The 20,238-nt window shown below is 61.2% G+C and carries 25 protein-coding genes and 2 pseudogenes; 9 read left to right on the plus strand and 18 right to left on the minus strand.

Going from position 1 to position 20,238, the window contains the following annotated elements; translation table 11 throughout:
• Positions 1-44 precede the first annotated feature (44 nt).
• The 3 genes from FB472_RS08385 to FB472_RS08395 all read left to right on the plus strand — a co-directional run bounded on the left by FB472_RS08385 (position 45) and on the right by FB472_RS08395 (position 2,983).
• Entirely contained in the window at positions 45-1,154 is a 1,110-nt protein-coding gene (locus FB472_RS08385) for a FecCD family ABC transporter permease (protein ID WP_246078146.1), read from the plus strand.
• A gap of 63 nt (positions 1,155-1,217) precedes the next feature.
• Complete coding sequence (locus FB472_RS08390) at positions 1,218-2,231, plus strand: ABC transporter substrate-binding protein (protein ID WP_141990517.1); 1,014 nt, start codon at positions 1,218-1,220, stop codon at positions 2,229-2,231.
• Positions 2,228-2,983, plus strand: a complete 756-nt coding sequence (locus FB472_RS08395; RefSeq protein WP_141990518.1) for an ABC transporter ATP-binding protein — start codon at positions 2,228-2,230, stop codon at positions 2,981-2,983. The genes FB472_RS08390 and FB472_RS08395 overlap by 4 nt, the downstream gene beginning before the upstream one ends.
• An 18-nt stretch (positions 2,984-3,001) precedes the next feature.
• Here the strand turns inward: FB472_RS08395 and FB472_RS08400 are convergent.
• From FB472_RS08400 to FB472_RS08410, 3 genes and pseudogenes are all read right to left on the minus strand, one after another.
• Positions 3,002-3,295: pseudogene (locus FB472_RS08400) on the minus strand (ABC transporter permease); the annotation flags it as partial.
• Positions 3,296-3,345: 50 nt separating this feature from the next.
• A complete protein-coding gene (locus FB472_RS08405; RefSeq protein ID WP_141990519.1) occupies positions 3,346-3,897 on the minus strand; it encodes a hypothetical protein in 552 nt (183 codons plus the stop codon).
• Positions 3,894-4,442 carry an RNA polymerase sigma factor gene (locus tag FB472_RS08410; protein ID WP_141990520.1) on the minus strand — a complete coding sequence of 183 codons (549 nt, stop codon included), beginning with the start codon at positions 4,440-4,442 and terminating at the stop codon, positions 3,894-3,896. Before FB472_RS08410 ends, FB472_RS08405 begins: the two co-directional genes overlap by 4 nt.
• Positions 4,443-4,542: 100 nt before the next feature.
• Between FB472_RS08410 and FB472_RS08415 the strand changes: the two genes are divergently transcribed.
• Together FB472_RS08415 and FB472_RS08420 are read left to right on the plus strand one after the other, a co-directional pair.
• Positions 4,543-4,875 (plus strand): PadR family transcriptional regulator, encoded by a 333-nt coding sequence (locus FB472_RS08415; protein ID WP_141990521.1) that lies wholly within the window; start codon positions 4,543-4,545, stop codon positions 4,873-4,875.
• Positions 4,872-5,474 carry an HAAS signaling domain-containing protein gene (locus FB472_RS08420; RefSeq protein WP_141990522.1) on the plus strand — a complete coding sequence of 201 codons (603 nt, stop codon included), beginning with the start codon at positions 4,872-4,874 and terminating at the stop codon, positions 5,472-5,474. Before FB472_RS08415 ends, FB472_RS08420 begins: the two co-directional genes overlap by 4 nt.
• 79 nt (positions 5,475-5,553) lie before the next feature.
• On the opposite strand, the gene FB472_RS08425 is transcribed toward FB472_RS08420, so the two are convergent.
• The 6 genes from FB472_RS08425 to FB472_RS08445 all read right to left on the minus strand — a co-directional run bounded on the left by FB472_RS08425 (position 5,554) and on the right by FB472_RS08445 (position 9,661).
• Positions 5,554-6,939 carry a type II toxin-antitoxin system HipA family toxin gene (locus FB472_RS08425; RefSeq protein WP_141990523.1) on the minus strand — a complete coding sequence of 462 codons (1,386 nt, stop codon included), beginning with the start codon at positions 6,937-6,939 and terminating at the stop codon, positions 5,554-5,556.
• Complete coding sequence (locus FB472_RS08430; RefSeq protein ID WP_141990524.1) at positions 6,936-7,220, minus strand: helix-turn-helix domain-containing protein; 285 nt, start codon at positions 7,218-7,220, stop codon at positions 6,936-6,938. Before FB472_RS08430 ends, FB472_RS08425 begins: the two co-directional genes overlap by 4 nt.
• A gap of 169 nt (positions 7,221-7,389) precedes the next feature.
• Positions 7,390-7,782, minus strand: coding sequence for a Fic family protein (locus tag FB472_RS14415; RefSeq protein ID WP_246078148.1), 393 nt, complete (start codon positions 7,780-7,782; stop codon positions 7,390-7,392).
• Complete coding sequence (locus tag FB472_RS08435; protein WP_246078150.1) at positions 7,760-8,542, minus strand: Fic family protein; 783 nt, start codon at positions 8,540-8,542, stop codon at positions 7,760-7,762. Before FB472_RS08435 ends, FB472_RS14415 begins: the two co-directional genes overlap by 23 nt.
• Before the next feature lie 158 nt (positions 8,543-8,700).
• On the minus strand, positions 8,701-9,240 hold the full coding sequence (locus FB472_RS08440) for a DUF7010 family protein (protein WP_141990525.1): 540 nt from the start codon (positions 9,238-9,240) through the stop codon (positions 8,701-8,703).
• Between the two features lie 157 nt (positions 9,241-9,397).
• The gene (locus FB472_RS08445; RefSeq protein ID WP_141990526.1) at positions 9,398-9,661 is read right to left on the minus strand and encodes a hypothetical protein; all 264 of its coding nucleotides are present in this window, start codon (positions 9,659-9,661) and stop codon (positions 9,398-9,400) included.
• On the opposite strand from FB472_RS08445, the gene FB472_RS08450 reads away from it, so the two are divergent.
• The 3 genes from FB472_RS08450 to FB472_RS08460 all read left to right on the plus strand — a co-directional run bounded on the left by FB472_RS08450 (position 9,660) and on the right by FB472_RS08460 (position 11,167).
• Positions 9,660-9,866, plus strand: coding sequence for a hypothetical protein (locus FB472_RS08450; RefSeq protein ID WP_141990527.1), 207 nt, complete (start codon positions 9,660-9,662; stop codon positions 9,864-9,866). The two genes, FB472_RS08445 and FB472_RS08450, sit on opposite strands and share 2 nt — an antisense overlap.
• A gap of 765 nt (positions 9,867-10,631) precedes the next feature.
• Positions 10,632-10,907 (plus strand): type II toxin-antitoxin system Phd/YefM family antitoxin, encoded by a 276-nt coding sequence (locus FB472_RS08455; RefSeq protein ID WP_141990528.1) that lies wholly within the window; start codon positions 10,632-10,634, stop codon positions 10,905-10,907.
• A complete protein-coding gene (locus FB472_RS08460; protein WP_141990529.1) occupies positions 10,904-11,167 on the plus strand; it encodes a type II toxin-antitoxin system RelE family toxin in 264 nt (87 codons plus the stop codon). Before FB472_RS08455 ends, FB472_RS08460 begins: the two co-directional genes overlap by 4 nt.
• A gap of 327 nt (positions 11,168-11,494) precedes the next feature.
• On the opposite strand, the gene FB472_RS08465 is transcribed toward FB472_RS08460, so the two are convergent.
• Positions 11,495-12,247, minus strand: a complete 753-nt coding sequence (locus tag FB472_RS08465) for an SDR family NAD(P)-dependent oxidoreductase (protein WP_141990530.1) — start codon at positions 12,245-12,247, stop codon at positions 11,495-11,497.
• Between the two features lie 453 nt (positions 12,248-12,700).
• Between FB472_RS08465 and FB472_RS14680 the strand changes: the two are divergent.
• Positions 12,701-12,832 (plus strand): annotated as a pseudogene (locus FB472_RS14680) (IS30 family transposase); the annotation flags it as partial.
• A 7-nt stretch (positions 12,833-12,839) separates the two neighbouring features.
• Here the strand turns inward: FB472_RS14680 and FB472_RS08475 are convergent.
• The 8 genes from FB472_RS08475 to gabT form a co-directional block, all read right to left on the minus strand.
• The gene (locus FB472_RS08475) at positions 12,840-13,451 is read right to left on the minus strand and encodes a GNAT family N-acetyltransferase (protein ID WP_246078152.1); all 612 of its coding nucleotides are present in this window, start codon (positions 13,449-13,451) and stop codon (positions 12,840-12,842) included.
• 504 nt (positions 13,452-13,955) lie between these two features.
• Positions 13,956-14,141: a hypothetical protein gene (locus FB472_RS08480; RefSeq protein ID WP_021808336.1), complete on the minus strand. Its 186-nt coding sequence runs from the start codon at positions 14,139-14,141 to the stop codon at positions 13,956-13,958.
• A 26-nt stretch (positions 14,142-14,167) separates the two neighbouring features.
• A complete protein-coding gene (locus FB472_RS08485) occupies positions 14,168-15,046 on the minus strand; it encodes an alpha/beta fold hydrolase (protein ID WP_170192065.1) in 879 nt (292 codons plus the stop codon).
• A 102-nt stretch (positions 15,047-15,148) separates the two neighbouring features.
• On the minus strand, positions 15,149-15,616 hold the full coding sequence (locus FB472_RS08490; RefSeq protein WP_141990533.1) for a Clp protease N-terminal domain-containing protein: 468 nt from the start codon (positions 15,614-15,616) through the stop codon (positions 15,149-15,151).
• Positions 15,609-15,827 (minus strand): RNA polymerase sigma factor sigma-70 region 4 domain-containing protein, encoded by a 219-nt coding sequence (locus tag FB472_RS08495; protein WP_141990534.1) that lies wholly within the window; start codon positions 15,825-15,827, stop codon positions 15,609-15,611. The genes FB472_RS08490 and FB472_RS08495 overlap by 8 nt, the downstream gene beginning before the upstream one ends.
• A 298-nt stretch (positions 15,828-16,125) precedes the next feature.
• Positions 16,126-17,262 (minus strand): class I SAM-dependent methyltransferase, encoded by a 1,137-nt coding sequence (locus FB472_RS08500; protein WP_141990535.1) that lies wholly within the window; start codon positions 17,260-17,262, stop codon positions 16,126-16,128.
• A gap of 64 nt (positions 17,263-17,326) precedes the next feature.
• Positions 17,327-18,793, minus strand: coding sequence for an NAD-dependent succinate-semialdehyde dehydrogenase (locus tag FB472_RS08505; RefSeq protein ID WP_141990536.1), 1,467 nt, complete (start codon positions 18,791-18,793; stop codon positions 17,327-17,329).
• A gap of 80 nt (positions 18,794-18,873) precedes the next feature.
• Positions 18,874-20,235: a 4-aminobutyrate--2-oxoglutarate transaminase gene (gabT, locus tag FB472_RS08510; protein WP_141990537.1), complete on the minus strand. Its 1,362-nt coding sequence runs from the start codon at positions 20,233-20,235 to the stop codon at positions 18,874-18,876.
• Positions 20,236-20,238: the final 3 nt, after the last annotated feature.

The following is a 20,238-nucleotide window of genomic DNA, read 5'->3' on the forward strand; positions in this document are numbered from 1 at the left end:
ATGGTTATCAATTAACTATCACAAACCCCCACAGAAACGAAACCGTGTCGACAACAACCCGAATCCAGCGCAGTGCTCCCAAGGCACCGCCCACGCCCGCGATTCCGCGGGAAAACGTGGGGTCACACCGCGTGTCTCAACGGCGCGGAATTCTCTGGATTCTCGGCCTCAGCATCGCCATTACCGCCTCGGCGATTGTCACCGTTGGCATCGGTCCGGTCGCGATTGCCCCCGATGTCGTAACGCGCGTGATCGCATTCCACCTCTTCTCAATCGGCGAACAAATACCCGGCTCAGATGACAACATCGTGTGGCTCATTCGCGTACCCCGAGTCGTGCTGGGCATTCTTGTGGGGGCCGCCCTGGCTATGACAGGGGTCGCGGTGCAGTCGCTTGTGCGAAACCCTCTTGCCGACCCATACCTACTAGGTATTTCGTCAGGGGCATCCACCGGAGCTGCTGCCAGCATCCTGTTCGGATTCGGTGCTGGAGCTGGCGCGCTTGCCCTCACGGGCAGTGCCTTTCTCGGTGCGGCAGGGGCAATCGTGCTCGTCTTCTCGATCGCGCGGTTGGGCGGAAGGCTCATACCTACCCGACTCGTCTTCGCAGGAATTGCCGTCAGCTTTGCGCTCGCAGCGCTCACCAACTTCCTCGTGTTCGCCAGTGACTCTCGAGACGGCACTCGGGCGGTGCTGTTTTGGATGCTCGGATCCCTCGGTCAAGCCCGCTGGCAATCGCTACCCATTGCCCTCGCCGGAGTAGCGATTGCCGTCTTCTTTTTGATGTGGTGGTCGCGACGCCTCGACGCCATCGCCATCGGCGATGACACCGCGCGAGCTCTTGGCACCGACCCCACGAGATTTCGGGCCCTCGCAGCGCTTGTCGTGAGTGTCGTAATTGCGGCAGCGGTGTCCGTCTCGGGTGCGATCGGCTTCGTCGGGCTAGTGGTTCCGCACTTGGCACGACGGCTGGTGGGTTCAACCCATCGGGTGTCGCTCCCGGTCGCTGGGCTGCTCGGCGGGTTTCTGCTCATTTGGGCCGACGCGCTTGCCCGGACTGCATTCGCGCCCAGAGAACTCCCGCTCGGGGTGCTCACTGCCCTCATCGGAACACCGCTTCTGATCTTGCTCGTTCGACGGCTCAGCTCTCGCTGATCGCCGACTTCACCTCGGCCATCCGGCCGAATTGTTCATCCATCAACAAGAAAGAAACCTCCTATGACAATGATCACCACTAGGCGTACGGCTGCTCGGCTGCCGCTCATCTCGGCTGCCGTCGTGGCAATAGTCCTCGGCGCTTCGGGATGCGCGACCCAGGGCGACGCCGCGACCGCTGACCCCGCAACCGGTGCTAACTACCCACTCACCATCACGAACTGCGGCAGCGACCTGACGATCGAGAGCGAACCGGCGAGCATCCTCACAATTGGAACGTCGGCGCTGTCTCTGCTTGATGCTGCCGGGGCTGCTGATCGCATCGTGGCGCGTTCGGGCGAGTTCGGGGCTGAACTTCCCGCCGGATTGTCGGTAGACCTCGCCGAAGTGCCGATTCTGGACCCCTCCGATCCCACCACCGAGAAGATCGTCGGCGCCCAAGCCGATGTCGTCGTCGGCTACGGCCTCTTCAACTCCACCGATGAAGACCTCGCGGCCACGGGCGTGACGAACATTGTCGTTGATGGGGAATGCAGCCACGACGCTGCTCTCACCGGATCAACAGATTTTGACGCCATCTTTGCCGACATTGAGCGTCTCGCGAGCATCTTTGGAACCCAGGATGCGGCGGCAGAGAACGTGGCTGAGTTGCGTGCAGAACTCGACGAGCTTGACGCGGATGCGACTGCGGGAAAACCGCAGTCGGCTGCCGTCGTCTACTACTTCTCACCAGCATCAACGTTGTCTGCTCGCGGTGGTCAGGGTATCGCTAATGATATTTTGGCTCGCGCTGGGCTGACCAACGTCTACGAAGCTGAACCTTCGGTGTACCTCGAAACCAATGTTGAGACTCTGCTCGACGCCGACCCCGCTGTCATCGTTCTTGCCTACGGTCTCTACGGTGAAGACTTCGAGACCGCGAAGGCACTGTTGCTTTCTGAGCCGGGAACCAGCGATCTCACGGCGGTGCGCAACAACTCGGTGATTGGTGTGCTCGCTTCCGACCTCGCTCCTGACCCCGACGCTATTCGTGGGCTGCGTTCGGTGATCGACAGCACTGCCACCCTCTCCGAATGATCACTGTCGGCGACCTGTCCGTGAACTACGGGCGGGTCGCCGCCGTGGCAGGGGTCTCTCTGACTGCCCTCGACGGCGGAACACTCGGGCTGGTCGGGCCGAATGGTTCGGGCAAGTCCACTGTCTTGCGTGCCATCCTGGGAGCGCTCGCTGCGTCAGCGGGGCGAATCATGATCGACGGCGAGGAGGCACGCGAACTCAGCGCGCGCGACCGCTCGCGCAGACTCGCGATTGTTTCTCAAGAAGAACCCTCGGGGTTGCCGCTCACCGCCTGGGATTCTGTGCTCCTTGGCCGGTCTGTTCATCTCTCCGGGTGGCAGAGCTATCGCGCAGAGGATGAGCGTGCTGCCGAACAAGCTATGCGGGAGACCGGTATCCTGCATTTGCGAGATCGTTCAACTGACGAGCTCTCGGGCGGTGAACGCCAGCGGGTTCTCATCGCTCGGGCACTCGCGCAAGCAGCGACCCATCTGCTGCTCGATGAACCCACGAACCACCTCGACGTGCGCTATCAGCATGAGCTGCTCACAGTGGTCGCGGGGCTGCCGCTGTGCACGATCGTTGTGTTGCACGATCTCAACCTGGCGGCGCGCTACTGCGACCAAGTGGTGCTGCTGGACCGCGGTCGCATCGTTGCCGCTGGGGTGCCGGGCGCCGTTCTTGTGCCCGAGAACCTGGAACCGGTATACGGCATTGATGTGACGTGCACCGAACTCAACGGTGTGCCGCAGTTGCTCTTCACCCCGAGGTAGCTGCGGCGGCAGTATTTACTATTCGCGCTCGTCTGCCCCGCGGGCGAGTCGCTGCGATACCCACACCGGAATGAACGAGGCCAGAATCACGACGGTCGCAACCACATTGACGAGGGATGCTTCGTTGGGCCGGGCCATCTGGTTCATGATCCACAGCGGGAGGGTGTCGACACCGGGTGGGGCGGTGAAGATCGTGACGACCACCTCGTCGAAGCTGAGCGCGAAAGCGAGAATTGCGCCGGCAACGAAGGCGCTGCGAAACTGCGGGAACGTGATGCGCCGGAACGTTTGCCACGGGGTTGCCCCGAGATCGCGGGAGGCTCCTTCCCAGCTTTCGAAAAGGCGCGTGCAGTGCGGTTTGTCTACGCCGTGTCATCCAGAAGCAGTTCAAGTGCCCACGTGACGTCGACCCACCGGGTCTTTTCGTCAGGGATTGTGGTGGGCGTAGCTACTGTCATTCCATCTGCTTCGTAGATGTTGATGAAACCTTCGTCCCAGAAGTCGTGCTCTCGGGTGATGACGTATCCCCGCTCGCCATTCGAGGCGCGCATTGAGGTCAGATCAGGGAAACCATTGACGTTAGGGACTCCGTAGCTTTGTCCGCGAGCATTAATGCCCCATTCGGTTGCCGTCGAGGTCGCATACTGAGCAGTGGCTGTCCATTTCGTGCCCGGTGCTGCGGCGATCGTGATCAAGGTCGTTCCGTCGCCCGGCACCATGACGTTGTCGGTGCGTGATGTGTGACCCGTTGAGCAGATCACCCCGCTCATTGACCCTCCAGGATAATCTGCCGTCGGGATAGTGCGCATGGCAACCTGACCGGTGTCACTAATGTAGGTCAGGTCGACGATGACACCCGTGGCGTTGGCGGGGATAGCGCCGAGATCGACGCTCGCAGTGCCTGTATTCGTCACGGTGACGCGGTTTCCCAACGGGGCAACCGCGGTTGTCCCGGGAAGGTTGTTGATGACAATAGCCGCGCCGGTTGTTGCCGCAGCGAGTGTGATCCGCCCACCCCAATGGCAACTGCGCGGTGCAGACGCATCCGCGCGGTAGATGGTTTAAGGCCGACTGCCTCGGCAGCTTCAGCCAACGGCAGGTCCTCGGACGCGGTCAAGATAAACAACGCCCCGTCGGCAGGGGAGAGACGCTGGAGCGCATTGGTGAGGTGGTCCTTTGTTTCTAGGGCTGCGGCATCCGGCGCGGAGACTGCTTGGGTTCTGGGCAGCGTGCGCATCACCCGCTCGTTGCGTGACGTTGCTCGGCGAGCATTGCGTGACAGGTTGACAGTGGTGACCAGCAACCACGGAAGAATCGAACCGTTAACAAGTCGTACGGCGCGACGCTTGCGCCAAAGCTCAAAAAATGCGGCTGCAACGACCTCCTCTGCATCATGTCTATTCGCCAGCAACCCCAGCGCCCGGTGAAAGACGCGAGCGCGGTTTGTCCCAAATTTCATGACATTTCTCGAAGGTGTGTTGTGAGGGGAGCGGGATGAACGCAAGGCGCGCGTCTCGCGCAGTTTCCATTAGCCTGCACTGCAAGGTAGCGTGTACTGCATGACAGCGGATGTGGGTACTCAGCTTCGTAAAGGCGTGGTCGAATACTGCGTGCTTGGGCTGCTCTCCCGCGAACCGATGTATGGCTGGCAACTTTCTGAACGACTCGTCGCTGCCGGAATGATCGCGAGCATCGGCACGCTCTACCCGATGCTCGCCCGCCTGCGCAGCCAAGGTCTCGTGACCACATATGACGAGGCGTCTGCGTCCGGACCGGTCCGCAAGTACTACCGGATGACGGCTCAGGGCGCGTCTCAACTCGAGTCGTTCCGACTCCAGTGGGAACCATTCGCCGCAACCGTACTTCAGCTCGTTGGAAAGGACAGCTCATGACAAAAGACACCCCGCAGGCAACCCACGATTACCTCTCGCAGCTCGAGGCGGCACTTTCTGGTGTTGAACCAGATGTGCGCGGGGAAATCGTTGCCGGAATTCGCGAGGAGCTCGACGGACTCGATGCTGAAGCCGCCGCTTCGCGCATCGAAGGGCTCGGTGATCCCGCCTTCATCGCGGCCGAAGCCAAAGCCGCCACACCAGATGCTGAGCGGGCCACTCCGACCGGACCACCACCCGGTCGAACGCTCTCGATCATCGCCGTGCTCCTGCTCATCGTTGGCTCATTTATCGTCCCGGTAGTTGGACCGTTTGTCGGGTTGGTGTGGATCTCGCTTTCGGCGGCATGGACACGTCGCGAGAAACTTACGGCGTGGCTGACCCCTCTCGCAGCGGCGATCGTTGTTGCGGTGGCGGTCACGATATTTACAGCGGTTCAGTCACAGGCAGCGGCTGATCCCCTGAACCCACTGGTGCCCTTTGCGGGTCTTGCGGGTCTTGCGGGTTGGCACCTCGCCATCCTGCTTCCCTTTCTGGTGCTCCCCGTCGTTGGAATCGCACTGCTGGTGCGAGCGAACAACCGGAATTGGCGAGTGTAAGCAGCCGAAAAAACTGTGATCACCGGTACCGAAGCCATCGCCCTGCGGGCGGCTGAGCAGTGCTATTGACCGTCACGCTTCAGCTCTGGTCAGATGAGCCGTCTGTCGGCCCGGCTTGTTGCCGCCGGGCGAACGAGCCGGTGTTGGATTTGTGGGTAGTTTTTCGGCGTGGGGCGCGATTCGCATCAGCGCGTAGCGAATTGGTTTCGCCGGCGGAGGTCGGGGGGCGCGGTTGTGAAATGTCTCGAAGCATCGCGATTCGGTCTTCGAGAACGTCAGCCATCATGTGTTGCTCTGCGGCAGGAATCTGGTGCTTGCTCGCGACCTCGCGCCACGATTCGGCAGCCGTCACAACGCGGGCGATGCGCTCCTGACTCTCTTCTGTCGTGATGCCGGATGCAGCGGCGAGTTCAACCAGGCCAGCCCTCTCATCGCCGGTCGCGGTTGCACCCGCGAGGGAAGTGGCGCGACCCTCCCCGACCGTCGGGTTCGGGTTCACGTCGAAGAGGGGGCTGAGCATCCACCCTCCGACGCTATCGATTAGCCCGTGGTTTCGTAGGTGATCGTCGGTGTTGTGCAGGGCGACGTTCAGTACCGCTCGGTCGAATAGCTCCCGACGGTCGTCGCCGAGTGCTGCTGAGTGGTCAGCGAGCTTGTCTGCCAGATCGATGTAGTCACCTGACGCGCCATCGTGCGCTTCCATCATCGTCATGGCGCTCATGTAGCCGACGCGAGATGTGCCGACGCGATCAAAGCGCTCCACAAGAAGCACATGCCGGTCGCCTACCTTCACGAGTTGGCGGTGGGGAACAGTGATTCCGGCAAGTTCGGCGAGGTCGAGGGAGAGAGCTTCCCACGCCATCACATCCCACTCATCGTGGGCGTGCGGAAATTTGGCGATGGCGAGCGCTCCGTTAGCTAAACGAACGGACGCTTTCGGCCGTGCACCACCGAGTGACGCGGTTCCCGCAGCGAGAAGTATCTTGTATGCATCGATGCCGTCGCTGCCCATAGACACAGCGTCGCTGGCCCGGAGTAGCGCGGGTAGTGCGACGAGTCTCGGCACATCGGTTCGGGGAGAAAGCATCTCGGCGCTTCCGGCCATCGAAAATTGCAGTGCACCCTGCCGAGTGTCATCGTTCACGCCAAGGAGGAAGTCCACGGCATCGAACGTGCGAGCTGTCCTGCTTTCTTCCACAGCAAGTTGGCGTTCTCTTCGCGTCAGAAGGTTCCGGCCCCATCTGTCGGGTGCACTATCTCCAAATACTCCGGGCATGGTCGCTACGTACTGATTTCCCGTGAGGAGGGGCAGCGCGGGGTCCATTTGCCGGTTCCTCGGGTTTGCGAGGTAGCTGGACTCGTAGGTGAATGTTGTCGTGACATTCTGTCGCTCGCGAGTGAAATGCGCGGTGCCAGCGAGAACCGGCCGACCGTCACGGTTCACATGCACTGTGACGTCAGTCATCGGGCGCGCTTTCGATTCAGGAGATTGGCGCGCGCGCGGCCAAGATCCGTGCGCAATGGGTCTGTTGCAGCAGCGATGCTGTCGAGGATGCCCAGAGCCCGCGCGACCTGTAGCGCGCTTTCGAGACGTACATTTCCTTGGCCCCGTTCCAGCTTGCGCAGTGTTGTCAAGGAAATATCGGCGCGCTCGCAGACCTGCTGGGCGGTGAGCCCTTGCACCATGCGCCACGAGCGAAGGTGCTCGCCGAAAGTCGCCTGCTGCTTCTGGATGTCGTACGGCATAGTTCTCCCACCGCTAATGCCATGACGATAGCACCTATAGGCTATAAGTGTTAGATCCACGGCAGTACCATCGGAAAAGAGCGGCCCTAGTTTCCGTGCGATGAAGTCGGTGGACCGGGGGCTGCACCGGCACCGGCACCGGCACCGGCACCGGCACAGAGCGCGTGCGTCAGCGCCCAGCACGTCGACGGCGGGCGCGAGCACCGAACTCGTCGAGGGCGCTCAAGACTTCCGTGGCCCGCCAATGCCTGTTGCGGCGACCGGCGGTTGACTGAAGCAGGATCCCGGTCTCGACCAGCTTAACGATGGAGGTGTATGCTGCTGAGTCGCTCACGCCGAGAGCGCGCGCGACGATCGCGACGGTGACAACTGGTTGGCGCAGAAGCAGGTTTTTCAGTCTGTGCACCGAAGAATCACTACGCGCCTGGATGGCGTGATCCCAGCCGGTGGCGATGGCGACGATCTGACTCTCCAGCGCGCGGCCGTTGTTGATGGCGGCGAATGCAGCATCACAGATGGTCTCGATGATGGCGCGAACGTCACCGCGGCGGTAGGCAGTCAAGGCTCGGAAGTAGCCTTCGGTATCGCCCAGCAGCCCGGCCGGCACGACCATTGCCATCGGGGAACGGGTGGATGGTTTCAAACTGCGCGTGGGCGATCGCGAGCTGTGCGATCACGGGAAGATCAGTACGTCGTGCGAACTGCATGATGTCATCCATCAGCGCCGGCACCCTGTCATGGTGAGGGGGAATGAAGTCAGCGTTGTGAGGGGAGATGGAGCCTCCGCCGATCCAGACCTGATCACTGCGCCAGGAGCCCACGATGCCCGGATTCGACTTCTCGAGCAGCGCCCGGTGCATCGTGAGGATCGCCTCCGGGTTGAGGTCGTCTGCCAGATCGATCGCAGCCGTCATTGCGGCAACGTTGCCCACCACCAACTGGGCGTTGCCAGACGACGCATCGCCGATCTCGGCCAGGGCGACTTGCTGAGCGCTGGAGGTGAGGTTCTCGACTTCAGAACTCGAGGCGCTTTCTGAGCGCAGCAGGATCGAGGCAAATGGTGCCGTCAAGGCACCCACTTGGGCATCAAACCTCGTAAGCTCTCGGCCGACGTCATCTGCCAGCGCAATTAGATCGTTGGGCAGGCTTGGGGAAAGCTGGGCAATGAACGGTGGCACGGCGGCGTCACAGGGGCCAAGGGCCGCGCGGGTTTGTCGGCGTGATCCGGCTTCGTGGCCGGAGCGCGACCATGGTCGAGACTCATATTCGGTGGCAGTCCGCACCGATTCGACGTTGTCCAATGGATGCTTTTGCTGTGCCATTGGGCCGGCATATCCAAGATTATGTCAATAGCCTTGGATATGGCCCCTTTAGTTGTGGCTAAAAACGCGTCTTGATGGATGTGCCGAGTTGCCCACTGGTGTGAAGATCCGTGTTCGGGATGCGTTGGTTTGTTCTCAGCGGAAAATGAAAGCCCAGCTCATCGAGTGGCTGGCTTCCCTCCCAGATGCAGAATGGGCACGAAAACAGCGAATATGCCCGCGCCGATCCAGCCGCTAACCGGCCCTAGCGAGGGCATGAAGAAGATTGCGATGGTTCCTAGGAGCACGAGCGCGCCCGCAATCACTCCGAACGATTTCATTCCGTACAGCGAGATGAACGTCAGGTAGTGGGCGCCGACGATGATCAGCGATGCCGGGAAGAACAGCTCGGGAGCGTAAGTCCCCAACGCGATGGCGACGAGTAGTCCAAGGGGAACGGTGAATGCGGATTGCATGGCTAAGGCAGTCGAGGGGTGACCCTTCGGAAGTGGACCCTCGCCGGTCACTAGTTTCAGGATCACTGCGGAGAGCGGGAAGATCAGCATTCCTCCGAAGAACAGCGTGGCCATCGCTGCGCCCGGCGACACGAGAAAGTAGACGGCATTTGCGGCCACCCAGAGAATGGCCGATACGAGCGGGCCGCTATATCCACCACGGTAGATTCGACGGACATCTGCTTGAGCCTCAGTTATTGTCATGCCCTATTGATAACAGCATATTCGGAGTTCTCGGGCTCATCGTGTGTTGGAACCCTTGGGGTTCACGACGGAAACGCCCCTGACTGCGACACCGAGTGATCGCAGGACACCGGCACCTATCGGCCAACTCCACCCAATTTCTTATTGCAAATGTCGGTCAAGTCATCGCAAATCGTGCCGTTTGTAAATCCCCTGCGGGCGCCCTGTCAACGTCGATCACACTTGCGCCATCACCCGAGGGGAGTTCTATGGAGGACTTTTTTATCGAGGTCCACGAGATGACAGGGGAAACAGGATGAAGCGGAACAACGGCGTCTTCGACCGCGCGGCGGATCGACGTCGCCGAGCTGGCCGGCCGGGCGTCGGCGCGTTCGCGGACGACCATCGCCGTCGTCACCTTCGGCGGTATCGTGCTCGTCATGGCGGCGATGATCTTCGCCGTCTCGACCGGCCACGGTGTGATCCCGGTGCCGGAGATTGATATGACCGTCGGCGCTGGCGAGAGCTTCTTGCGCGGTGCGCTTGGCGGCGGTGCAGTCGGTGGGGCTATGGGCGCGGTGTTCGCCCTCATCGCGATGGCACGACGATCGCATCCCACCTGGAACGACGACACCATCGACAACTGAACCTGCACTTAGGTCGCCGCCCCGCCGCCGTCCTCTGTACCGGGAAAGCATGCGGTCGGCGATCCTATTGCGACTCAAAATGTTGTGTCGGTAAACACCGTCCCGCGGAGGGATGGTTCAGCGAAGAACTTCGGTACGCGCCCGAAGACGACAACCTTTTGGCCTGAGTTGAACTCGACGATGACGTCTCCTGGGTGCAGCCGGAACCGAGGATGCTGGCACAGTCCAATGCGGCGACCGTGATCACTTCGTCCCCGTTGGGACGGTCACATCGGTAGAGCTTTCGTCGCTGATGTTGAGGTCGCCACGGCCAGTGCGCGCCGTCAAAGTTGCGGTCACCGCCAGAATAATGAGTCCGCTTCGCGCGACCCGTTCCGATGTCCGATCAAAACCACTGCCAATGGTCGCCCAATCAATTCGTTGACGGCGATTGTGCGCGGTCTCAAGTCGGAGACGATCGTGAGATGCACGACAGTTGTCGCGCCCGCCACCGAAGTACCTGTAACGCTCGAGGTGCCCGTGCGGGCACTTGATCAACGTCGAAATCCGATGTTGATAGCACTCTCCCGATCACCTGAAAAGCCGCCCGGTGATCGACCGATAGCCGGCGTTAATCCGCCCGACCCGGTCGGACGTCTGCTATTCAACGTTTTGGCGATGGTGGCCGAGTTCGCCCCGGAGCTGGCCGGTCGCAAACCAGAGTCAACTGAATGTACAGCAACGGCGTGAGTTGTACAGTTTAGTGTTTAGATGTACCCTCTTACCATGTCTGTTACCGAGCCACTCAGCGTCTCAGACGCACGTAACCAACTCGCCGCGATCATCAACCGCGCTCACAGGGATCACGAACCCGTCTTCCTCTCGCGTCGAGGACGCCGCGTCGCTGCCGTCATCGACGCAGACGACCTAGAGCGCCTGATCGACTTGGCTGAAGATATGGCGGATATTCGTGCGGCGCAGGAATCACGCCAAGAGATGCAACGCACGCAGGTGGAACCCACGCCCTGGGATCAAGTGAAGGCAGATCTTGGCCTCGTATGACGTACTCGGTGACGATCGCGCCCGCCGCGGAACGGCAACTACACAAGTTCGACCCACAAGTTCGGCGCAGAGTCCAAGCCGCAATTGAGCTACTAGGGGCCAACCCACGACCACCCAAGGCGATCCAACTCGTTGGAGGCGCCGGCGAATGGCGAGTGCGAACGGGGGACTATCGCATCATCTACGAAATCCGTGACGACGAACTGCTAATTCTCGTCCTCCGGGTGGGTCACCGACGAGAGATTTACGAATCGCGATAGACGATCCTCTGAGGGCGCCCGTCCCGAGTTGAAATCGGCTCTTAACCGCGCTGTGGTGAGCGTCCGAAACTGCGTACGGTCATGGACCTGCGGGCAGCTTGCAGTGTCGTTTGGCAGCTTCAATCCGCCTCCCCGGAGCACAGCAAAATATCGCCAGGCGATCGCCCGACTTGGCCTTGCCCCCGGTTGGTGGATATGGAGTTAGGGCCACTGTTTCGTGAGGAAGTAGTTGAGCCCACACGGGATGACCCGGCCGCCGCGAGCAAGATGGCTGGTAAGGGTTCTGATTTCTCGCCGGATCGTACTTGCACTCATGATGCGGGTCGGCTACCGACTTGTGTAACCGCCGTCCACTGTGTACTGCGCGCCGGTCACGAAGCTTGCCTTGTCGGAGAGCAGGAAAAGAACAACGTCCGCAACCTCTTCGACAGAGCCCAAACGTCCAATCGGGTGCAGTGCAACGAGGCCATCACGCATCTCCTGTGGTGCATTGTCCAATAGCGGTGTCTCGATGTAGCCGGGGTGCACCGAGTTGACGCGGATTCCTTGGCTGGCGTACGCGAGCGCCGTCCCCTTGGTCATGCCGGCCACACCGTGCTTCGCCGTCACGTAGGGAATGGCCATTGCTTCGCCGACCAAACCGAGAATCGAGGAAGTATTCACGATTGATCCGCCCCCGGCTTTCAGCATCTCCGGCACCTGAAAATGCATGCCGTAGAACACGGAGTGGAGGTTCACATCCATTAACTTCAGGTATTCATTGAGATCCATGTCTTCAATTGGGCCCTGCGGCCCGCCGATACCGGCGTTGTTGAATGCAAGATGCAGGGCGCCGTATTCTCGAACTGCTGTGTCTACTGCGGCCTTGACATCGTCGGGTTTTCCGACGTCGCCGACGGATGTAGTGGCAGTCCCGCCTGCCGAGACAATATCGTCCACGGTAGCTTGCGCGGATTCAAGCGTGAGATCATTCACGACCACGTTTGCGCCCTCAACGGCCAGCGCGAGGGCCACGCCTTTACCGATGCCAGAACCGCCACCGGTAACTAATGCTGTTTTACCTTCGAATTGGGTAGCCATTTTCACTCCTTCGATCGAGGGCATGTAAGTCGCGTTGTTTCGCTCCCCGACTGGGGCGCGTTCTCGGCGCATGCCCGTCTTTCCATGCTCACACTGATCGTGCGGAAAAGCCACCGCGATGCTTACGTTTACTCAGAAACTGTCTAGATGGGCTGCTAGATGAGACGAACCGATCTTATGAAAGGCGTCTCATGCTGGACGATTACGATCGAACCTGTCGAACTGAACTGATGCAGACTCCGCGCCTCTTTCGCTTGTGAGGGCCCGTCTTGGAATTGGCTGAGCTTTCTGGAGTGAATGGTCAGGAGTATCGGTTCGGCTCTGCGAGCGGACATTAACACGCCCATATTCCTATTTTTGCATCCTTCTCCAACTGTTCTTTTGTCCCTTTCTGTTTTTATCGGCGAATTCAGTTGGTGAGTGCAGCGCCCTGAGTTGTAGTGGGTGTTGTCGATGGGTAGACCGTGGTCTCCGTTGAGTGTTCGGTTGGCGTTCTGGAAAGGGTTGGACGAGGGTCGGCCGACGTCGGTCGCTGCGCGGGCCGCGGGGGTGTCGCGGGCAACCGCATACCGGTGGCTCGGCGAAGGACGCATCAAAGAGGAAGCTGGAGCCAACCACCGACGTCGTCACGGCCAACTCGGCGCGCTGCCTCCAGAGCACCTCGGTTGGAGGCGTGGATCGTGCCCATCAATATCCACTCACGGTCAGGCAGTTCGTGGGCCAACAGTCGGTTCAGGTGGGGGCCGTAGCCGTGCCCTCGGTGCTGGGGAGACAAGATGATTTCCACCACTTCGTAACACGGTAGACCCAGTGACGAGCTTGTTTCGGTGGTCACGCCGATCCAGCCTGCCCAGGAGTCGTCAACGATGATGTCGAACAGTGTGCCTGCGTCGATGCTTTGCTGGAAGCCCTCTGCGTCTGCGATCTGGGCCTGTTCAGAGTGTCCGGGATGCTCAGCGTCGACCGCGTCATACGCGGCGGCGGCCGCGTCCCAGCCGGACAGGTCCGTGGCCGCTGTGAGCGACAACTCGACCGGAATGTTCTCCCTGCCATCGGCAACAAGATTACGCACCGGAGCGGCCAAGAACCGCCTGTCGCAGTGGGTGCCGACGAAAGCATCCGTGGGAGCGGCACTCCACATTCGCAAGTAGTGAGGATCAAAAGAACCAAAGACCTCAACGGCGGCGGCGCCCAACGCGGCCACGTCGCTCTCGAAGAGGGGGTGGGAGAGCACCGAGGCGTCGACGAACGGTTTAGTCGGGTCAAGGCCTTCGAAGCGGATGCTGAGCTGTGAGAGTCCAGTGCGCCATTTCTATCGCACTCGGCAAAGGTGAACTCATAAGCCATCACCGTATCAATACGATTCCTACTCCGTCGCCCAATCGTCCATGCCACCGCCTTGCTGGGAGATATGCGGCGTAACTGGTCCTTGCCCCGGCCCCGGCAGTAAGGATGGCGGGTCCACATGTAGAGATCTGCGACCTTCATTGTGGCTTTCGTCGCCTGATGGCGGTGTTCTTGCGTTGTTGCGTGTCGTACCTCCCGCGTTTTGAGGCACTCAGGTTATGCCACAGATTGCGCAACCTGATCGCTTAGATGCACTGATCTGAGCACCTCGGCAGCTATCGCGGTCTGGACCGGCGGGGTCGCCGGCGGGTTGCCGCACACATCGCGGCGAATACCATTGACGGGTTTATCTATCCAGTTTTCAGCTGAGGCCACTGGGGAGAAACCTGGCGATGCCGAGGGCCGTGGCGACGATTGCCTTCATCAGGTTTGGCTTGCCGGTCGCATCAGTTGGCAGTCGGTTTCTGTCGAGGGCCCCGGTATCGCCGATGCTTGTGGTCACCGCCCGCATGACTGCGAGGGCGAGCTCGTTCTGAACATCGAGCACGCTGTGGCCGTGGCTGCGGACAGGGATCAGGACGGCGTCCGGAACAAGCGCAACGATCTGCTCTGCAACAGGTCGCGGGGTGCGGATGTCGTGGTCGCCGGAGATGACAACCGTGGGCCAGGCGAATGAGGGGAGTGCTTAGCGCAGTGGGAACGGTTCACCTTCGTAACCTCGCGTGAACCGAGCCGATTGATTCGCCCCCAGAGGCGCTTTCCCCGTCCTACTTCGAGGAGGGAGAGCATGCGGTGCACCATACGCGGACCGCCGAGCTCGTAAAGAAACTGCAAGGCGAACATCTCTTGGGGGTCAACCACACCCTTCTCGACGAGCCGTCGGACAGCATCAGCGTGGGTACGGGTGACGGCGGTCCCGTCCCAGAACAAGGAGTAAAGTTCACGGATTGAAGCCTCTTCGAACCCGGTGCCGGTCATCGCCGAGTCAAGGATCATTCCGGCGACTAGCTCGGGGTTCTTCACGCCGAACCCTTGCGCTAGGTAACTTCCGTATGAAGTCCCATAGACGACGACCTGATCGAGCCCTTCCGCTGCACGGATCGCTGCTGCATCATCAATCACATCAGTGATCGTGATGTGAGCGTGTGTGATATCGGCACCTGTGGTGTCTGTGCGAGAGAGGCCTACTCCACGATGTTCCATCATGACAAGATCTAGGCCCAGTCTTGTGCCCTTTGTCCTCAACCCCTGATAGGGAACCACCGACGCGAGACCCGGGCCGCCGACGAAGACCAAGACGGGGAGTCCGCACTTGGGCCCGGTGCGGGTGTAGCTCAACTGGAACGATCCGCCACCGCGAAGCGGACGTTCCACAAAGTGCACTCCTGGGATTCGGGCGAGCTGGGCGTACCACTTATTTCTGGCAATTCCTGCTTGAATGCTCGTGGCCATTGCTTCTCTTCCCTCTCCTCGAATTTGGTCATCCGTCATCGTTGGACAAGCGGCGTATCGGTGATGGATGGTCAATTTGAATAGTCGTGACACCCGAGCCGGTCAGCGCCAGGTTTCCGCGGTCAGTCGATCGCTAACTTCCTGCGGCTCGATAGAGAGCGACTCGAAAAGTGCGAAGACTGGGTCGGGCGCTTGTCGATCAAGCAGCGCGAGCATGATGTGTCGTGAGGTGATTGTTCGCGCTTTCTCCGCCGACGCGTGCGCAAGGGTTTGCTGAAGAACGGCCTTGGCGCCCGCGGTGAAAGGAGCCCGCTTCTGGAGCACGACGTTGGCAGCCGGTTTGTAGACGCTGAGTTCTAACCCGATTGACCTGAGTGCTCCGCGGTCCAGTTCGTCGGCGGCTTCGGCGACGCTATCGGCGTCAACGCCGACGGCTCTTGCCAGATCCTCGTCGCGTAGAAGCGCGAGCAGCAGATGGTCGGTGCCGATACGTCGATCCCCGCGGCGTCCCGCCTCAAACCTTGCGTCCCCGACTGCGCTCCGGGCGGTCTGTGCAAACTTCTCAAACATCGTTCCTCGGCCTTCCATGCTTCAGGTGAACGGACTGACGCGTGACCCCGAGGGCGTCGCCGATCTGTTCCCACGACCAACCTTCGTACCGCGCCTCAGCAACATGCATTGCCTCAACACGTTCAGCCAGACGGTGCAACGCACCGACCGCGCGCAGCCCGATTGCCGGAGCGGCGATATGAAATTGCTCGTCTAGATCGCTTGATTCCATACTGTCAGTTTGGTTTGACAACCAACATTTTGTCAAGTCAAACTGACGGACGGGCCGTCTCTATACGTAGGCCGATAGTGCCCGCGAAGAAAGTCTTGCAACCCTAGGGACGCCTCACCCGCCACACGCGACTTTCGTGCGCTGTCGTGAATGACTGCGAGACGCAGATTCTTATAATCACGTCTCTTAACTTCGCGGCCGATTTCGGGAGCACGTCGTTAGTGACGGGACACCCTAAATCGAGCGAGCAGCGCAATGCGCGAGTGCGGCAGAGCGCATGCCGCCGGCAACCAGCGCGCTACGCGCGCACCGAAACGGCGACGGTGAATTTGCTGTTGCGTCCGGCCTGGCGGGTGGGCCCGACAGTGCGGTTCAGGTAGTCGCGATACCCGAGGTAGGTATTGAAAACCACCCACAGTTCGCCGCCGGGTTTGAGTACGCGGCGGGCGTCAGCCAGCATCCGCAAAGCAACAGCGGCGTGCACGGTGGCTCCGCTGTGAAAGGGCGGGTTGCAGACGATGAGGTCGGCGCTCGCGGTGGGGCGTTCGGTGAGGGCGTCTTCGCGAAAAGCGTCAATGCGCGCGCCGACACCGTTCGCATTGGCGGTTTCGCGCGTCGACGCAACAGCAGCGGTGGACTGGTCGATCGCCACCACGTGCAGGTCGGGCCGGGCAAGAGCGAGCGAAGCGGCGAGCACTCCGGTGCCGCTGCCGAGGTCGATCGCGCTTGCAGCATCCGACTTCATCTCGGGCAGGAAGGTAAGCAAGAAACGTGTGCCGATGTCGAGAGTTGCGCCGGCAAAGGCGCCACCGTGGGCGCTGACAGCTAACTCAACAACGGGGATCTCGGGTTCGCGCAAGACCGAGGTTGCGGGGTAGCGCGGGCGTTCCAGGCTGCGGCGTGCACCCATCGCGGTGAGGGTGCGTGACTTTTGGCGTGCCCGGCCGACGTTCACTACGTCGAAGGAGCGGACGAGTACCTCGTTCATCGCGAGAGTCATGTGTTTGATGCGACCACCAGCAATGACAGTGACATCGGGGGCGGCAAAGCGGGCAATCGCTTGCGCCCATTCGTCGAGCTCCGCAAGGCTCCGCGGCAACTGCAGAAGAACGAGTCGTGCGTCGGCGAGTAAAGCCCGGTCGAGGGTGTGTGTTCGATAGCGGTCAGCAAGGTCGCCGGCATTCGACGCGAGGGCGAGTTCTCCCACCAACGAATCCTGAAAGACGCGGATGCCGGTGCAACCATGCAGCGCAGCAGCACCGAGCGTGAGCGCCCCATAGTTATCGCCCATGATCACGAGCTCACCCGGTTGAATGTCGGCCAACTGCGATTCGGCCTCATCAAGGATCAGGCGATCGCTCGCGTCGACAGCAAAAAGGTTGGGAGCTTCGATGTCTGGCCAGCGGCGCAGTGCGCTAAAGAGGTGCTCCGACATGGGGCAATCGTAACTGAGCGCCCGGCCCGACTGAGTGCCCAACCAGGCCGAGCGCTCCGGCGCGCTAGCTGTTGGGGACGAGTGTGTACTTGGGGGAGAGGTACTCGTGGATACCCTCCGAGCCACCCTCGCGACCGATGCCGGACTGCTTGACGCCACCGAAGGGGGCAGCCGCGTTGGAGAGCACGCCCACGTTGAGGCCCATCATTCCGGTATCGAGGGCGTCAATCATCCGGTTTCCGCGCGCCAAGCTTTCGGTGAACACGTACGAGACGAGACCATATTCGGTGTCGTTCGCCAAGCGCACGCCCTCAGCTTCGTCGGTGAACTCAACGATGGAGACAACCGGGCCAAAAATTTCTTCCCGCAGGATGTCGCTGTCAGCCGGAACACCCGAGACGATCGTGGGCTCATAGAAGCTTCCTTCACCCTCAACGCGCTTGCCGCCGGAGACGAGAGTCGCGCCGCGCTTCACGGCATCCTGAACCAACTCGTCTGCCTTGTCGACGGCCTTGTCATTGATGAGTGGGCCGATGGTGACGCCATCTTCGGTGCCGCGACCGATCTTCATGTCGGCGACGCGGGCGGCGACCTTTTCGGCGAACTCGGCCGCAACCGAGCTGTGCACGATGAAACGGTTTGCTGCAGTGCAGGCCTGACCGATGTTGCGGAACTTCGCGGCCATCGCCCCATCGACGGCCTTGTCGAGGTCAGCATCGTCGAAGACCACGAACGGGGCATTGCCGCCGAGTTCCATCGACGTACGCAAGACATTCTCGGACGCCTGTTTGATGAGCGCCTTGCCGACCGGCGTGGAACCGGTGAAGGAGAGCTTGCGCAGCCGCGAGTCGGCGATGATCGGCTCCGACACCTCAGAGGAGCTGGAGGTCGTCACAACGTTGAGCACGCCGGCAGGAAGGCCGGCCTCTTCGAAGAGTTTCGCGAGGAACAGGGTGCTGAGCGGCGTGAGCGCGGCAGGCTTCACGACGACCGTGCAGCCTGCGGCCAGCGCTGGAGCAATCTTGCGGGTAGCCATTGCGAGCGGAAAGTTCCACGGCGTAATAAGGAAGCAGGGCCCCACCGGGCGCTGCGACACAATCATGCGGCCGGTGCCCTCAGGCGTGTTGCCGAAGCGACCCGAAATGCGCACAGCCTCTTCGCTGAACCAGCGCAAGAACTCGCCACCATAGGTGACCTCACCGTTGGCCTCCGCGAGCGGCTTACCCATCTCGAGTGTCATCAGCAGGGCGATGTCATCGCGGTGCTTCTGGACGAGATCGAAGGTACGGCGCAGAATTTCGCCACGCTCACGGGCAGGCGTTGCGGCCCAGGCATCCTGAGCCGCAACCGCAGCGTCGAGGGCACGCATTCCGTCGCCAGCTGAAGCGTCCGAAATGCTGCGGATGACCTTACCAGTAGCGGGGTCGGTCACGTCGAGCATCTTGTTGCCTGAAGCTGCAACCCACTGACCGCCGATGAAGAGCTGATTTGGAACAGCGTTGAGAAGCTGGGTTTCAGTGGAGTGGCTCATGGGGGTGCACCTTTCGGAGTGGTGAAATTGGCGTGCTCAGTCAAACAGCGTTGGCTGTGCTCGGACTCAGCAGCCGAAAGTTAAGCGTTGGCGAGGGCGTCGCGCACGACGTTGAGGCCGTCGGCGATGAGTTCGTCAGAAATCGACAGTGGCGGCAGGAACCGGATGACGTTTCCATAGGTTCCGCAGGTCAGCACGATGACGCCGGCGGCGTGGCATGCGGCCGCTACTTTCGAGGTGAGGGCGGCGTCGGGTTCTTTTGTCGTGGGGTCGACGAGTTCCATGGCGATCATGGCGCCCCGGCCGCGCACGTCTCCGATGCGGGGGTCGCCGGCGCGGAGTCCGTTGAGGCGGCCACGGAAGATGGTTCCGATGTCGCGGGCGCGCTGGATGGCGCCGGTCTCTTGGAAGGTGCGGATGGTGGCGAGCGCTGCGGCGCAGGCGATGGGGTTTCCGCCGTAGGTTCCGCCGAGGCCGCCGACGTGGGCGGCATCCATGACGTCGGCACGGCCGGTGACGGCCGAGAGCGGCAGGCCGCCGGCGATGCCTTTGGCGGTCACGATGAGGTCGGGAACCAGGTTTTCGTGGTTGGAGGCGAAGAGGTCACCGGTGCGGGCGAAACCGGTTTGCACTTCGTCGGCAATGAAGATCACCTTGTTGGCGGTGCACCATTCGAGCAGTGCGGGCAGGAATCCGGGGGCGGGTTCAACGAAGCCACCTTCACCCTGGATGGGCTCAATGATGATGGCGGCTAGGTTGGTGGCGCCGATCTGCTTCTCGATTTGCAGGATGGCGCGGGCAGCGGCTTGTTCGCCGGTGATTCCGCCGTCACGGAACGGGTAAGACATGGGGGCGCGGTAGATTTCGGAGGCGAACGGCCCAAATCCACTCTTGTATGGCATCGATTTGGAGGTGAGCGCCATCGTGAGGTTGGTGCGCCCGTGGTAGCCGTGATCGAAGGCAACAACCGCCTGCTTGCCGGTGAAGTAGCGGGCAACCTTGACGGCGTTTTCGACGGCTTCGGCGCCGGAGTTGAAGAGGGCGGTGCGCTTGTCGTGATCGCCAGGGGTGATCTCGTTGAGCTTCTCGGCGACCTCAATGTAGCTTTCGTAACCGTTGATCATGAAGCAGGTATGGGTGAACTGGGCGACCTGCTGGCTGACGGCTTCGACAACGGCGGGGGCCGCGTTACCCACGCCGGTGACGGCGATGCCGGAGCCGAAGTCGATGAGGGTGTTGCCGTCGACGTCGCGAACAACGCCCCCACCTGCTGCTTCAACGAAGATGGGGAGGGTGATGCCAATAGCGGCGGCAACGGACTGCTTCTTGCGCTCCAAAAGTTCGAGCGAGCGCGGTCCGGGAATTGCCGTCACGAGCTCGCGCTTTTGCGTGAGAGTGGGGCCGCCAATCGGGGCCGTGGGGGCGAGTGTGGAAGTAGTCATGGC

The organism is Rhodoglobus vestalii, from assembly GCF_006788895.1.
GTDB lineage: Bacteria > Actinomycetota > Actinomycetes > Actinomycetales > Microbacteriaceae > Rhodoglobus > Rhodoglobus vestalii.